General features: G+C 59.8%; 11 protein-coding genes. 5 read left to right on the top strand and 6 right to left on the bottom strand.

The window, feature by feature from the left end; genetic code table 11:
• Positions 1-63 precede the first annotated feature (63 nt).
• Complete coding sequence (gene mtnA / locus ACW9JC_RS23780) at positions 64-1,140, bottom strand: S-methyl-5-thioribose-1-phosphate isomerase (protein WP_338585380.1); 1,077 nt, start codon at positions 1,138-1,140, stop codon at positions 64-66.
• A 108-nt stretch (positions 1,141-1,248) separates the two neighbouring features.
• Between mtnA and ACW9JC_RS23775 the strand changes: the two genes are divergently transcribed.
• The 5 genes from ACW9JC_RS23775 to ACW9JC_RS23755 all read left to right on the top strand — a co-directional run bounded on the left by ACW9JC_RS23775 (position 1,249) and on the right by ACW9JC_RS23755 (position 6,157).
• A complete protein-coding gene (locus ACW9JC_RS23775) occupies positions 1,249-2,583 on the top strand; it encodes a TRZ/ATZ family hydrolase (RefSeq protein WP_457458003.1) in 1,335 nt (444 codons plus the stop codon).
• Positions 2,584-2,641: 58 nt separating this feature from the next.
• The gene (gene ubiG, locus ACW9JC_RS23770) at positions 2,642-3,340 is read left to right on the top strand and encodes a bifunctional 2-polyprenyl-6-hydroxyphenol methylase/3-demethylubiquinol 3-O-methyltransferase UbiG (RefSeq protein WP_033055822.1); all 699 of its coding nucleotides are present in this window, start codon (positions 2,642-2,644) and stop codon (positions 3,338-3,340) included.
• Positions 3,341-3,344: 4 nt separating this feature from the next.
• A complete protein-coding gene (gene mupP / locus ACW9JC_RS23765) occupies positions 3,345-4,016 on the top strand; it encodes an N-acetylmuramic acid 6-phosphate phosphatase MupP (RefSeq protein ID WP_217873267.1) in 672 nt (223 codons plus the stop codon).
• A gap of 111 nt (positions 4,017-4,127) precedes the next feature.
• Entirely contained in the window at positions 4,128-4,868 is a 741-nt protein-coding gene (locus ACW9JC_RS23760) for a YciK family oxidoreductase (protein WP_457458000.1), read from the top strand.
• A gap of 362 nt (positions 4,869-5,230) precedes the next feature.
• Entirely contained in the window at positions 5,231-6,157 is a 927-nt protein-coding gene (locus ACW9JC_RS23755; RefSeq protein ID WP_448106798.1) for a GGDEF domain-containing protein, read from the top strand.
• A 135-nt stretch (positions 6,158-6,292) separates the two neighbouring features.
• Here the strand turns inward: ACW9JC_RS23755 and ACW9JC_RS23750 are convergent, their stop codons facing one another.
• The 5 genes from ACW9JC_RS23750 to trhO form a co-directional block, all read right to left on the bottom strand.
• The gene (locus tag ACW9JC_RS23750; protein WP_457457998.1) at positions 6,293-7,054 is read right to left on the bottom strand and encodes a TenA family transcriptional regulator; all 762 of its coding nucleotides are present in this window, start codon (positions 7,052-7,054) and stop codon (positions 6,293-6,295) included.
• 77 nt (positions 7,055-7,131) lie between these two features.
• Positions 7,132-9,588 (bottom strand): EAL domain-containing protein, encoded by a 2,457-nt coding sequence (locus tag ACW9JC_RS23745; protein ID WP_457457996.1) that lies wholly within the window; start codon positions 9,586-9,588, stop codon positions 7,132-7,134.
• A 186-nt stretch (positions 9,589-9,774) separates the two neighbouring features.
• On the bottom strand, positions 9,775-11,592 hold the full coding sequence (locus ACW9JC_RS23740; RefSeq protein WP_338585374.1) for an ABC transporter ATP-binding protein: 1,818 nt from the start codon (positions 11,590-11,592) through the stop codon (positions 9,775-9,777).
• A complete protein-coding gene (locus ACW9JC_RS23735; RefSeq protein ID WP_338586475.1) occupies positions 11,585-12,187 on the bottom strand; it encodes a DsbA family protein in 603 nt (200 codons plus the stop codon). Before ACW9JC_RS23735 ends, ACW9JC_RS23740 begins: the two co-directional genes overlap by 8 nt.
• 36 nt (positions 12,188-12,223) lie before the next feature.
• Positions 12,224-13,168, bottom strand: a complete 945-nt coding sequence (gene trhO / locus ACW9JC_RS23730; protein WP_338585373.1) for an oxygen-dependent tRNA uridine(34) hydroxylase TrhO — start codon at positions 13,166-13,168, stop codon at positions 12,224-12,226.
• Between the last annotated feature and the right edge of the window lie 129 nt (positions 13,169-13,297).

The following is a 13,297-nucleotide window of genomic DNA, read 5'->3' as shown; positions in this document are numbered from 1 at the left end:
GCGGGCGCAAACCCTGTGGGAGCTGGCTTGCCAGCGATGGCGACCTTCAGGCACAACAATCCTTTAATGCAGGCGCTTACGGCACATCAACTGCGCCATTTTCGCTGTATCCGGGCGCTCGACGATGCCTTTTTCGGTGACGATGGCATCGATCAGGTCCGCCGGGGTCACGTCGAACACCGGATTAAAGGCATCGACATCCGCCCCGACCCGTTTGCCGCCAACCTCCAGCAATTCGCGACCGTCACGCTCTTCGATCGGGATGTCGTCGCCACTGGCCAGGTGCATGTCGATGGTCGAACTCGGCGCCACCACCATGAAACGCACGCCGTGATGCATGGCATTGACCGCCAGTTGATAGGTGCCGATCTTGTTGGCGACGTCGCCGTTGGCGGTGATTCGGTCAGCGCCGACGATGACCCAGGTGATGCCCTTGGTCTTCATGATGTGCGCGGCAGCGGAGTCGGCATTGACGGTCACTGGAATGCCTTCATTGGCCAATTCCCACGCGGTCAGCCGCGAACCTTGCAGCCATGGCCGGGTTTCATCGGCGTAAACGCGTTCGACCATGCCTTCGATGAACGCGCCGCGAATTACCCCCAGCGCCGTGCCGAAGCCGCCGGTGGCCAGTGCGCCGGTGTTGCAATGGGTCAGGATCGCCTGAGCATTGCCCTGGTGTTTGCGGATCAGGTCAACACCCAATTGCGCCATGGTCAGGTTGGCTTCGCGATCACTTTCATGAATGGCGATCGCCTCGGCCTCCAGTGCCACCAGCGGATCGACATTGTCTTTCAGGCGATCGAGCCGATCATGCATGCGGCCCAGCGCCCAGAACAGGTTGACCGCCGTAGGACGGGAATCGGCCAGCAGCGCGAAATCCTCTTCCAGCGCCGCGTACCAGTCGCCACCTTCGGCAATCCGGGCACGCGCGGCCAGCACAATGCCATAAGCGGCACTGATGCCAATGGCCGGCGCGCCGCGCACCACCATCGAGCGAATGGCTTCGGCCACCCCAGCCGCGCTGGTGTAGGCGATCCAGGTTTCCTCGAACGGCAAAATACGCTGATCCAGCAGATAGAGGGCGTCATCACGCCAATCGATGGCCTTCACCTTCTCCGCAGCCAACAGTCGATCGCGCATCCCACACCCCGCACTCATGAACAAAAGCCGCCGATTATAGCGATCCCCCCGCGAAGACGCTCGGGTATACTTCGCCATCCTTTACAAAAGCACTGGAACCGACCCTCGATGCCGAACACTGCCGCTGCGCTCGACCTGTTATTGCTGCCGACCTGGCTGGTACCCGTCGAACCCGCTGGCGTTGTCCTCAAGGATCATGCCCTGGGCATCCGCGACGGCCGTATCGTCTTTATCGGCCCACGCGCTGCCGCACTGAAGCTTAACGCAAGCGAAGTCCGCGAACTGCCGGACATGTTGCTCAGCCCCGGCCTGATCAATGCCCACGGCCACGCGGCGATGACCCTGTTCCGTGGCCTGGCGGATGACCTGCCCTTGATGACCTGGCTGGAAAACCACATCTGGCCTGCCGAGGCGAAATGGGTCGACGAGGATTTCGTGCGCGACGGCACGGACCTGGCTATCGCCGAACAGCTCAAGGGCGGCATCACCTGTTTCTCTGACATGTACTTCTTCCCGAAGGTTGCCAGCGAGCGCGTGCACAAAAGTGGCATTCGCGCGCAGATTGCGATCCCGATCCTCGATTTCCCGATCCCCGGCGCCGCCACAGCGGACGAAGCCATTCGTCAGGGCATCGAATTGTTTGGCGATCTCAAGCACCACGACCGCATCAAAATCACTTTCGGCCCCCATGCACCCTACACCGTGGGCGATGAAAACCTGGAAAAAATCCGCGTGATCGCCGAAGAACTCGACGCGTCGATCCACATGCACGTGCATGAAACCGCCTTCGAAGTGCAGCAAGCGGTCGATCAGCGCGGCGAACGCCCGCTGGCCCGCCTTGCGCGCCTGGGTATGCTCGGGCCGCGCTTCCAGGCGGTTCACATGACACAGATCAGCGAAGAAGACCTGGCGTTGCTGGTAGAAAGCAACACCCATGTGATTCATTGCCCGGAGTCGAACCTGAAGCTGGCCAGCGGTTTCTGCCCGGTGGAGCGTTTGTGGCAGGCCGGGGTCAATGTCGCCGTGGGCACCGATGGCGCGGCCAGCAACAATGACCTCGACCTGCTGGGCGAAACCCGCACCGCTGCGTTGCTGGCCAAAGCTGTCGCCGGCTCGGCAACTGCTCTGGACGCCCATCGCGCCCTGCGCATGGCGACCCTGAATGGCGCCCGCGCCCTGGGGATCGAAACCCAGACCGGCTCGCTGGAAATCGGCAAAGCCGCCGACATCGTCGCGTTCGATCTCTCTGGCCTGGCCCAGCAACCGGTCTACGACCCGGTTTCGCAGCTTATATATGCCACCGGCCGGGACTGCGTGAAACATGTCTGGGTCGCCGGCAAGCAACTGCTCGACGACCGTCGCCTGACGCGCCTGGATGAACAACAGCTGGTCGCCACAGCCAAGGCCTGGGGCCGGCGCATCAGCGGCCGCACAGAATCGTAAGCCCCCCGGACTCAACACCGGGGCAACAGGATTTTTCAAGTTTTAGAGGACTTAAACCATGAGCAACGTCGACTACGCCGAAATCGCCAAATTCGAAGCCCTGGCCCATCGCTGGTGGGACCGCGAAAGCGAATTCAAACCGCTGCACGATATCAACCCGCTGCGGGTCAACTGGATTGACGAACGCGTCAACCTGGCCGGCAAGAAGGTCCTCGACGTCGGTTGCGGCGGCGGCATTCTCAGCGAAGCCATGGCCCAGCGCGGTGCAACTGTCATGGGTATCGACATGGGTGAAGCGCCGCTGGCGGTCGCTCAGTTGCATCAGCTGGAGTCCGGCGTGAGCGTCGAATACCGGCAGATCACCGCCGAAGCCCTGGCCGAAGAAATGCCGGAACAGTTCGACGTGGTCACTTGCCTTGAGATGCTCGAACACGTGCCGGACCCGTCCTCGGTGATCCGTGCCTGCTTCCGCATGGTCAAGCCTGGCGGTCAGGTGTTCTTCTCCACCATCAACCGCAACCCGAAGGCGTACCTGTTCGCCATCGTCGGCGCCGAATACATCATGAAGTTGCTGCCGCGCGGCACCCATGACTTCAAGAAATTCATCCGCCCTTCCGAGCTCGGTGCCTGGAGCCGCATGGCCGGCCTGACCGTCAAGGACATCATCGGCCTGACCTACAACCCGCTGACCAAGCATTACAAACTGGCCTCCGACGTGGACGTCAACTACATGATCCAGACCCTGCGCGAGGAGTAAGCCGATGCGTATCAGAGCAGTTCTTTTCGACATGGACGGCACCCTGCTCGACACCGCGCCCGACTTTATCGCGATCTGTCAGGCGATGCGTGCCGACCGCGGCTTGCCGCCGATCAACGATAAACACATCCGCGACGAGATCTCCGGCGGCGCCAAGGCGATGGTCGCGGTGACCTTCTCCATGGACCCGGAATCGCCCGGGTTCGAGGAGCTGCGTCTGGAGTTTCTCGAACGCTACCTCGTCGGTTGCGCAGTGCACAGCAAACTGTTCGACGGCATGGGCGAACTGCTCGCCGACATCGAGAAAGCCAACCTGATCTGGGGCGTGGTCACCAACAAGCCGCTGCGTTTCGCCGAGCCGATCATGCAGCAGTTGGGGCTGGCCGAGCGCTCGGCGCTGCTGATCTGTCCGGATCACGTGAAGAACAGCAAGCCTGATCCCGAGCCGCTGATCCTTGCCTGCAAGATGCTCGACCTTGATCCGGCCAGCGTGTTGTTCGTGGGCGATGACCTGCGTGACATCGAGTCGGGGCGCGATGCCGGGACCAAGACTGCTGCTGTGACTTTCGGCTACATCCACCCGGACGATAATCCGCGGCATTGGGGGGCGGATGTGGTGGTTGATCATCCACTGGAGTTGCGCAAAGTGCTTGATAGCGCGCTTTGCAGCTGCTGATTAAAGTCAAAAGATCGCAGCCTTCGGCAGCTCCTACAGGAAACCGCAGTCGGCGTAGGAGCTGCCGCAGGCTGCGATCTTTTCCAGTCTTTTAATGGATTGAGGTTCTTTATGTTTGATTATTCCGCCCGCCCCGATTTGCTCAAGGATCGGGTCATTCTGGTCACCGGTGCCGGTCGTGGCATCGGTGCCGCTGCGGCCAAAACCTACGCCGCCCACGGTGCGACCGTGCTGCTGCTGGGCAAGACCGAAGCCAACCTGACTCAGGTTTACGACGAGATCGAAGCCGCCGGCCTTCCGCAACCGGCGGTGATACCGTTCAATCTGGAAACCGCCCTGCCTCATCAATACGATGAGCTGGCGGCGATGATCGAAACCGAGTTCGGCCACCTCGACGGCTTGCTGCACAACGCGTCGATCATTGGTCCGCGCACCCCGATCGAACAGCTGTCCGGCGAAAACTTCATGCGTGTCATGCAAGTCAACGTCAACGCCATGTTCATGCTCACCAGCACCCTGTTGCCGTTGCTCAAGCTGTCGCAGGATGCCTCGGTGGTGTTCACCTCCAGCAGCGTCGGCCGCAAGGGTCGCGCGTACTGGGGCGCTTACGGCGTTTCCAAGTTTGCCACTGAAGGCCTGATGCAAACCCTGGCCGACGAGGTCGACACTGTGGCGCCGGTACGCTCCAACAGCATCAACCCGGGCGCCACTCGCACCAGCATGCGCGCCCAGGCATATCCAGGGGAAAACCCGCTGAACAATCCGACGCCCGAGGAGATCATGCCGGTCTATCTGTACCTGATGGGTCCGGACAGCACAGATATCAACGGCCAGGCTTTCAACGCCCAGTAACGCCGTACGTCGCATTTGTGCCGCGCCGACTTCCCGTCGCGGCACTCCGGCAAAGGCGAATTTCAGTCAATCTTATGTCGCAATATTCGCCGCCTATTGCGCACCGACATCCAACCATTTGATTTATAACCACTTTATTGAAAACAAATCGAATGGCACGACTTTCGCTCTGCATTTGCTTAAACACACCATGTGAAAGCGAACGGGGCGAGCCTGGAGTCAGCAGGTTCCTAAACTTCTACAAAGCAGATTAAACTTGTACGAAATGTCCTACGGGACTGACGGACCAGTATTGACGCGCAGCCCAAAGCCGCTCTCACCCAGCTTGTAAGACAGCCTTACTGCTCAAGGGCGCACGCCATATGAAATCACCTTCCCAGACCAACGCAATTGACTTCGATAGCGCCAAATTGCAACGCCTGGGTTTTGGTCAGCAGCAACCCACTCTGGAGAGGCCGGTCAGCCTTGCGCAATTGCGCCAGCAACTGAGCATGCAGCTGCAAACCAGTCTTGAGCCACAACGTATTCTCGGTGTGTTTTTCCGCGAGATTCAGCGCCTCGTCCCCCTTGATGCCTTGAACTATGAGCACAAGAGCAGCGACTTGCGCCTGGAGTTCGGCCAACGCGGCCATCATTCACTCAGCTACAGCCTCAGCCATGAAGGTGAGCACTTGGGTGAACTGGTGTTTCGCCGTAACCAGCGTTTCAGTGAGCAAGAACAGGGCAACCTTGAGTCACTGCTGGCGGCGCTGCTCTACCCGATGCGTAACACCCTGCTCTACCGCGCCGCCACTCAAAGTGCGTTGCGTGATCCACTGACGGACACCGGCAACCGCATCGCGATGGACCAGACGCTGCATCGTGAAGTCGAACTGTCCCGGCGCCACTTGCAACCTTTGTCGCTGCTGATGCTGGACATCGATCACTTCAAGCAAATCAATGACAACCACGGACACAGCGCCGGCGATGACGTGCTCAAGGCGGTTGCCGCCTCGATCAAGAACCAGTTGCGCAACGTCGACATGGTGTTTCGTTTTGGCGGCGAGGAGTTTCTGATTCTGCTGTCCAACACCTGCCGTGAAGCCGCCGCCCTGGTCGGCGAGCGTCTGCGGTTTGCGGCACAGGCCGAGGAATACCTCGCCGATGGCCGCTCGATCGGACTGACCGTCAGCCTGGGTTGCTCGACCCTGCTGCCCGGCGAGTCTGCCGAGAGCCTGTTGCGACGTGCCGATAATGCGCTGTACGTCGCCAAGCGCGAGGGTCGTAACCGGGTGACGATGGCGGGCTGATTTTCCAGACCAGCACAAAACAATGTGGGAGTGAGCCTCCTCGCGATAGCGGTGTGTCATTCAACATGATCGTTGACTGACACGGCCTCATCGCGAGCAGGATCGCTCCCACAGTTTTATTGGGTGTTTGCTGGATCAGCTCTCAGCCAGTTCCAGCCTTTCACGGACTACCGGCGTTTTCTCCGCATGTTCCAACTGCATGCAGCGCTCCAGGAACAGGTACATGTAGTCGTAGCTCTTGCACACGGCCTGACGCAATTCCACTTGCAGGGCTTTGCTCGGGTTCATGCCCGCCAGCGTGCAGATGATTTCCAGCGCTTCCCAGGGATGAGCATCGTCATACTGGGCATGCATCTTCAGCCACTTCATCGCACGCTTGCGCTCTTCCTCGGGGAAAGAGGCGGCGTAAACGCCATTGGAACAGACCACTGCCGACCACTCTCCGGTCGCACCTTCGATGGCGTAGTTGGTGGCGGCAATCGCCACGATCAGCGAGTCCGACGAGCTGGTGTGCCAGCACCAATGACTCAAGGCGTGAAGTTCCGGGGCAACCTGTTGCGCCTGCAGATCTTCCAGGCTGACACCGTGCGCGCGGCTCCAGTTCACCCAATAATCGGCGTGGTTCAATTCGACACGAATGTTGCGCATCAGCCAGCGACGCGCCATGTCTTCGCCGGGATGACGGGCAAAACGGGTCTTGGTCAGGTTTTGTGCCATGTATAACGCGAACTGTTCGACCACCGGCCAGCCACCTATCAGGTACTGACGCATGGTCTTTGCACTGAGCTTGTTGTCACGCATGCGCTGATACAGTTCGTGTTCGACAACCCGGCGCTTACTCTCGCTGCAATCCTGAATCAGGCGCTGGGCCCATGCAGGATAACTTGCAGCTTCCATGAGTGGTCCGGTTCTGTTGAATGTGTCGATCACTGTCGAGCTCCTTTTGATTGTGATTATTAGATCAGCGAGAGATTTCAACGGAACGTGCCAGGGGCCTTGAACAACAAAGGCTGAGGCCTGGCAGGACGACTTAGCAGGCTATCGCAGGTAAACAGTTGCGGGCGTTCAATGACATACCCTTGAGCATAATCCACCCCGATCTCCAGCAATGCCTGCTCGATCTGAGGCGTTTCGACAAACTCGGCAATCGTACGCTTACCCATGACATGGCCGATGTGATTGATCACCTCGACCATGGCGCGGTTAATCGGGTCGTCCAGCATATCCTTTACGAAACTCCCGTCGATCTTCAGGAAGTCTACAGGCAAATGTTTCAGGTACGCGAATGAAGACATCCCGGCACAAAAGTCGTCCAGCGAAAACAGGCAGCCTAACCCTTTGAGTTCATTAATGAATCTAATTGCGCTGCCAAGATTGGAAATCGCGCTGGTTTCAGTGATTTCAAAACAAATCATTTCAGCCGGAATCGAGTAAGCAACGAATTGTTCACGCAGGAAGTCCAGGAACGCCTCATCTCCGATGGTCGTGCCTGACAGATTGATCGCACACATGGCCAGCGGCCCTTGGCGTTTCTCAGCGCGGCATTGGGCAATGATCTTGAACACGTTCTGCACGACCCAACGATCGATGGAGCTCATCAGGCCATAACGCTCGGCAGCCGGAATGAAACTGTCGGGCAGAATCATCCGCCCGGATTCATCATGCAGGCGCAACAGGATTTCAATGTGTGCGCCGCCAGAATCGATGCCCAGCGGCGCGATTTCCTGCGCGTACAGGCAGAACCGATCCTCTTCCAGCGCCATGTGCAAGCGCTGCACCCAAGCCATTTCGCCGAAACGCAGGGACAATTCCGAGTCGTCGGGGTGATAGACCTGAACACGGTTGCGGCCCTTTTCCTTGGCCATGTAGCACGCCATGTCGGCAGCACGAAGCGAGGCTTCGAGGGTGGTCGGGTTCTGCGAAACATGGACCAGACCGATACTCACGGTGGTCACGAATGGCCGGCCCTTCCATACGAAGTGCAGGTTCTGCACGGTCAGGCGCAGGTTCTCGGCAATTTTCTCCGCCGCCTCCGGCCCACAGTTCTCCAGCAGGATGCCGAACTCGTCGCCCCCCAGGCGGGCCAGCGTATCGCCCTCGCGCAACCCGGATTGCAGCAGCGCGCAGATATGCCGCAGCAACTCATCACCCGCCGCATGGCCGCAGGTATCGTTGACCAATTTGAATTGGTCGAGGTCAAGGAACATCAGGGCATGCCGCCCCGACTGGCGCGTCAGGTTGTGCAGCGCCTGCTCAAGGCGATACTCGAATTCGCGACGATTGGCCAGGCCGGTCAAGGCATCGTGAGTGGCCTGCCACGACAGATTGGCGATGTACTGCCGCTCCTGAGTCATGTCGTGCAGTACCAGTACGGTGCCGCTGACCTTGCCGGCATTGCTGATCGGTGCACCGACCAGCGTAACCGAAACCGTACTGCCGTCCAGACGCTGGATCAGTTTGGAATGCTCGCTGCCGCCACTGAGCTGACCGCTCAGAATGCGTTCGATCAAGGTAGAACCGTCGGCCTGGGCGTTCTCGTCCAGCAGATTGAACAGCGCTGCCAGCGGCAAACCCGTCGCCTGCTCGGCCTTCCAGTGGGTCAACGCCTCGGCGGCGGGGTTCATGTAGGCGATGGCGCCTGCGACGTCCGTGGTAATCACGCCATCGCCAATTGATTGCAGGGTGATCTGCGCCCGGTCTTTCTCTAGCTGCAAGGCGTCGGCGAAAGCATGGCGCTGCTTGAGCAGTTTATGGGTGCGCATCAAGGCCAACGCGATCAGGCCCAGGGCGGTGGCCAGGTTGGTGACCAGCAGCAGGCGAAGAATCACCCGTGAACCTTCACCCAAGGCATCGCTGAAGGCTTTCGCCGCAGGCGTCACCTCATCATTGATCGCGAAAATCTGTTCTTTCCAGCGCCGGATATCGCTTTCCGATGCCGGGGTGGCGGTGATGTGCTGGTGCATGTCCCGCGCAACGTCATCGAGCCGGGCCAGATACGCATCACCGACGGTCCAGAGATCGATGGCCTTTTCGAGGTAACTGAAATGGCGAAAATTCAGATACAGCCAGATCAGGCTGGAAATGTCGTCCGGGTGGTTGCCGCCCTTGAGGATCGCCAGTCGTGCGGCCTCGATATCCGGTGGCTGTTGATCCAGCGCCACCCGCAACTCATGACCGCCCTGGGGCACCGAAATGGCGTCCTGGTACTTGCGAAAAATCGCCTCGTCACGGCTGTCGGCGTAGAGATTGAGGTAATAGATGGCGTCTTTCTGGCCCTTGGACCAGAGGCTTTCACCGGCCACATAGCCGCGAACCGCCGACAATACGTACAGGCTGACACCGCCCAACAGGGCTTGAAACAACACAACGGCGATAAATGGCCAGACGATGCCCAACAACCGTGGCGTTCCGAGAGTCCGCGTTTGATTCATGAGGTCCCTTGCATTAGCACTGCTTGATCGTCATCCGGACGAAATCGCTACCGCTAGACTAGGTGGCGATTGCGATCAGGGCAAGCGGTGAGCCTCGCCCGAGAAGGGCTGAAACGGCCATTGATAGCGGTGACGATATTGTTTTTGTCGGACTTCAAACAGCGTTCATTCGTTCGGCCTCGCGGGCTACATTTGTTGCAAATGACCGTACAGCTTGGCGTACAGACCACCATCGGCGATCAGTTGCTGATGGTCGCCATCCTCGGCGATTTGCCCGCCGTCGAACACCAGCACGCGGTCAGCCTGTTTTACCGCGGAAAGTCGGTGGGCAATGATCAACGTGGTGCGGTTGCTCAGGAACCGCGCCAGCGCCTGGTGCAGGTTGTATTCGGTGGCGGCGTCCAGCGCGGAGGTGGCCTCATCGAGGATCACCACTTTCGGCTCCGCCAACACCATGCGCGCAATCGCCAGGCGTTGCCGTTGACCGCCGGACAAACGCACGCCGGAGCGGCCGACGATACTGTCCAGGCCATTGGGCAATTCGCGGATCGTGGCGTGTAACTGGGCGATTTCCAGCGCCTGCCAGCAGGCCTCGTCGCTGCGCTCACGGCCCATGGTCAGGTTGGCCCGAACGGTGTCGTTGAACAGCGCCGGATGTTGCAGGACCACGGCGACATTTTCCCGCACGGTTTCCAGGCCGATCTCTTGCTGGGTCGAGCCGCCGAAGCGGATGGTCCCGGCCAGCGGCGTGTACAGCCCCAGCAGCAACTGCACCAGCGTGCTCTTGCCACCGCCACTGGCGCCGACGATGGCGACCTTCTCACCAGGCGCAATGGACAGGTTCATCTGGTTCAACACCAGCTCATCGCCGTATCCGAAACTCAAGCCCTGAACCTCGATACCCACGGTCTCACGCCCGGTGAACGGGTCGACGCCATTGGGGTATTGCGGCTCGTCGGCGCGCGACAGTAATTCATTGATTCGCGACAGCGCCCCGCCGGCGGCGTAATAGGCGTATTGCAGGTTCAGCAGTTGCTCCACCGGGCCGATCATGAACCACAGGTAACTGAACACCGCGAGCATCTGGCCGATGGACAGGTCGGAGAACAGCACGGTAAGCATGGCGGCGGCACGGAAAATATCGATGCCGAACTGGAATAGCAAACCACTGGCCCGGTTCGACGCATCGGTTTTCCACTGCGAGTTCACTGCATAGTCACGAACATCCCGGGCACGTTGTCCCAAGCGGCCGAGGAAAAACCCCTGACGGTTGCCGGCGCGCACTTCCTGGATCGCATCCAGGGTTTCAGTCAACGCCTGGGTGAAGCGCGAAGTGCTGTCGTTCTCGAGTTTCTTCAGGTGCTTGACCCGTTTGCCCAACTGCACCGTGGCGTAGATCACCAGCGGGTTGAACAGCAGAATCAGCAGCGCCAGTTGCCAGTGCATCCACATCAGGATCCCGGCGGTGCCGACCAGTGTCAGCATGGCGACGAGGAAACGGCTGAGGGTTTCGCCGACGAATTTGTCCAGTGTGTCGAGGTCGGTAACCAAGTGCGTGGTCACCGTGCCGCTGCCCAGGCTTTCGTATTCACCGAGCGAGATGCGCTTGAGGCGTTCGATCAGGCGGATGCGAATGCGATAGACGATGTCCTTGGCCAACGCGGCGAACAACTTTGCCTGCACCACGTTGAACAGCAACGCCGCACAACGCAGGGCCAGCGTCACCACCAGCATCAGACCGATGTAGCCCGCGGCTTTTTGCCAGACCTCAGGGAGTGCGAGGTTCATGACTTTCAGCGCGGCGTCACCGTGGCCCAGCAGCACTTCATCTACCAGCAACGGCAGCAGCAGCGGGATCGGCACACTGCACAGGGTCGCCAGCACGGCTACGCCGTTGGCGATCCATAGGGATTTCTTGTGGTGCAGGGCCAGACGACGAATTTCCGCCCAGCTCAGCCGATCGACACCTTTCGCGGTTGGGGCATCGTCAGGCAGGTCATGCACAGGCAGCGCGCTCCAGCCAGCGGCCGAGCAGCGGGGACAGCACGCTGAGCGGCTGATAGCCATTGGTCAGCAACGCCAATTGACCATTGCGCTCAGCCAGCAAGGTAGGGAAACCGGCAATGCCCAGGTCCTGAACCCAGGTGAAATCGGCAGCCGTCGCCGCGTGCATGTCGGCACGGTCGAACGCGGCGGCGAATTCGATACGCGGCAGACCGGCCTGCTCAGCCAGTTCCACCAGCACGCTGGCGCGGGTGACATCGCGACCTTCGGCGTAAAACGCGTTTTGAATCAGCCCGACGAGTTTCCATGCACAATCCGGCGCCAGATGACGTGCGGTCACCAGCGCGCGGCAGGCAGGTTCAGTGTCGTAGACGAAACCGTCGGGCAACGCGCCTTCACGCTTGAACGGCTGGCCGGTGGCTTCGGTGACCGCCTGCCAGTGTTCAAGAATGTAGCGGCGGGTGGTCGGTTCCAGCGCGGCGCCACTGCCGGTTCGCAGGCCGCCCACTACCAGATGCACGTCCACACCCGCGGCCGCCGCCTGCTCTACCAATGCGCTCGCAACCGGAGCGAAGCCCCAGCACCAGGAACACATCGGGTCCATCACATAGAGCAGGCGTGCAGACATGATTCAGGCCTCGGTAGATGATGCTTGCTTGTAGTTGTAGCCGATCGGATGAGGCATGTTGCGGGCCTTGGCCAGTTCGATCTGCTTTTGCCGATCGATGGCGCTGCGACGGGTTTTCTCGCTCAGCGTGTCCCAGCAATGCGGGCAGCTGATACCGGCCACGTAGTGCTCGGAGGTGCGATCTTCAACGCTGACCGGCGTGCGGCAGGCATGACATTGATCGTAGTCGCCCTCGCTCAGGTCATGGCGAACCGTTACGCGGTTATCGAACACGAAGCAGTCGCCCTGCCATTTGGTTTCTTCCTGCGGCACCTCTTCGAGGTACTTCAGGATGCCGCCCTTGAGGTGATAGACCTCACCGTAACCTTCGCTGAGCATGTAGCTGGAAGCTTTCTCGCAGCGAATGCCGCCGGTGCAGAACATCGCGACCTTCTTGTGCACGGCCGGGTCGAAGTTGGCTTTGATGTAGTCGGGAAATTCGCGAAAACTGGTGGTTTTCGGGTCGATAGCGCCTTCGAAGGTGCCGATCGAGACTTCGTAGTCGTTGCGGGTATCGATCAACAGCACTTCCGGATCGCTGATCAGCGCATTCCAGTCCTGCGGATCAACGTAGGTGCCGACCTTTTTGTTCGGGTCCACGCCTTCGACGCCGAGGGTGACGATTTCTTTCTTGAGTTTGACTTTGGTGCGGTAGAACGGCTGTTCGTCGCAGTACGACTCTTTATGGTCGATGTCGTCCATGCGCGGGTCGTTCTTGAGCCAGGCCATCAGCCCGTCAATGCCTTCGCGGCTGCCGGACACGGTGCCGTTGATGCCTTCTTCGGCGATCAGCAGCGTGCCTTTGATGCCGTTGTCGACCATTGCTTGCAGCAGTGGCTCGCGCAGGGCGACGTAATCTTCCAGGGTGACGAACTTATACAGTGCCGCCACGACAATCTGTTGTGTCATGGGTAAATCTCCAGGTGGCTACCCTCGTAAGGGGTGAACCGGATGCGAAAAAAAACGCGCCGGGTGAGCGGCGCGTTGGGCATTCTAACAAAAAAGATCGCAGCCTGCGGCAGCTCCTACATGGGAATG

The sequence above is a fragment of the Pseudomonas sp. SDO5591_S426 genome (assembly GCF_054070755.1).
Note: the sequence above shows the minus strand (reverse complement) of the source record. Positions and strands in the feature narration are given on the sequence as shown.

Coding starts and splice junctions, on each gene's coding strand:
- mtnA (WP_338585380.1), bottom strand. CDS start 1,140: ATGCGCGATCGACTGTTGGCTGCGGAGAAGGTGAAGGCCATCGATTGG.
- ACW9JC_RS23775 (WP_457458003.1), top strand. CDS start 1,249: ATGCCGAACACTGCCGCTGCGCTCGACCTGTTATTGCTGCCGACCTGG.
- ubiG (WP_033055822.1), top strand. CDS start 2,642: ATGAGCAACGTCGACTACGCCGAAATCGCCAAATTCGAAGCCCTGGCC.
- mupP (WP_217873267.1), top strand. CDS start 3,345: ATGCGTATCAGAGCAGTTCTTTTCGACATGGACGGCACCCTGCTCGAC.
- ACW9JC_RS23760 (WP_457458000.1), top strand. CDS start 4,128: ATGTTTGATTATTCCGCCCGCCCCGATTTGCTCAAGGATCGGGTCATT.
- ACW9JC_RS23755 (WP_448106798.1), top strand. CDS start 5,231: ATGAAATCACCTTCCCAGACCAACGCAATTGACTTCGATAGCGCCAAA.
- ACW9JC_RS23750 (WP_457457998.1), bottom strand. CDS start 7,054: ATGGAAGCTGCAAGTTATCCTGCATGGGCCCAGCGCCTGATTCAGGAT.
- ACW9JC_RS23745 (WP_457457996.1), bottom strand. CDS start 9,588: ATGAATCAAACGCGGACTCTCGGAACGCCACGGTTGTTGGGCATCGTC.
- ACW9JC_RS23735 (WP_338586475.1), bottom strand. CDS start 12,187: ATGTGTTCCTGGTGCTGGGGCTTCGCTCCGGTTGCGAGCGCATTGGTA.
- trhO (WP_338585373.1), bottom strand. CDS start 13,168: ATGACACAACAGATTGTCGTGGCGGCACTGTATAAGTTCGTCACCCTG.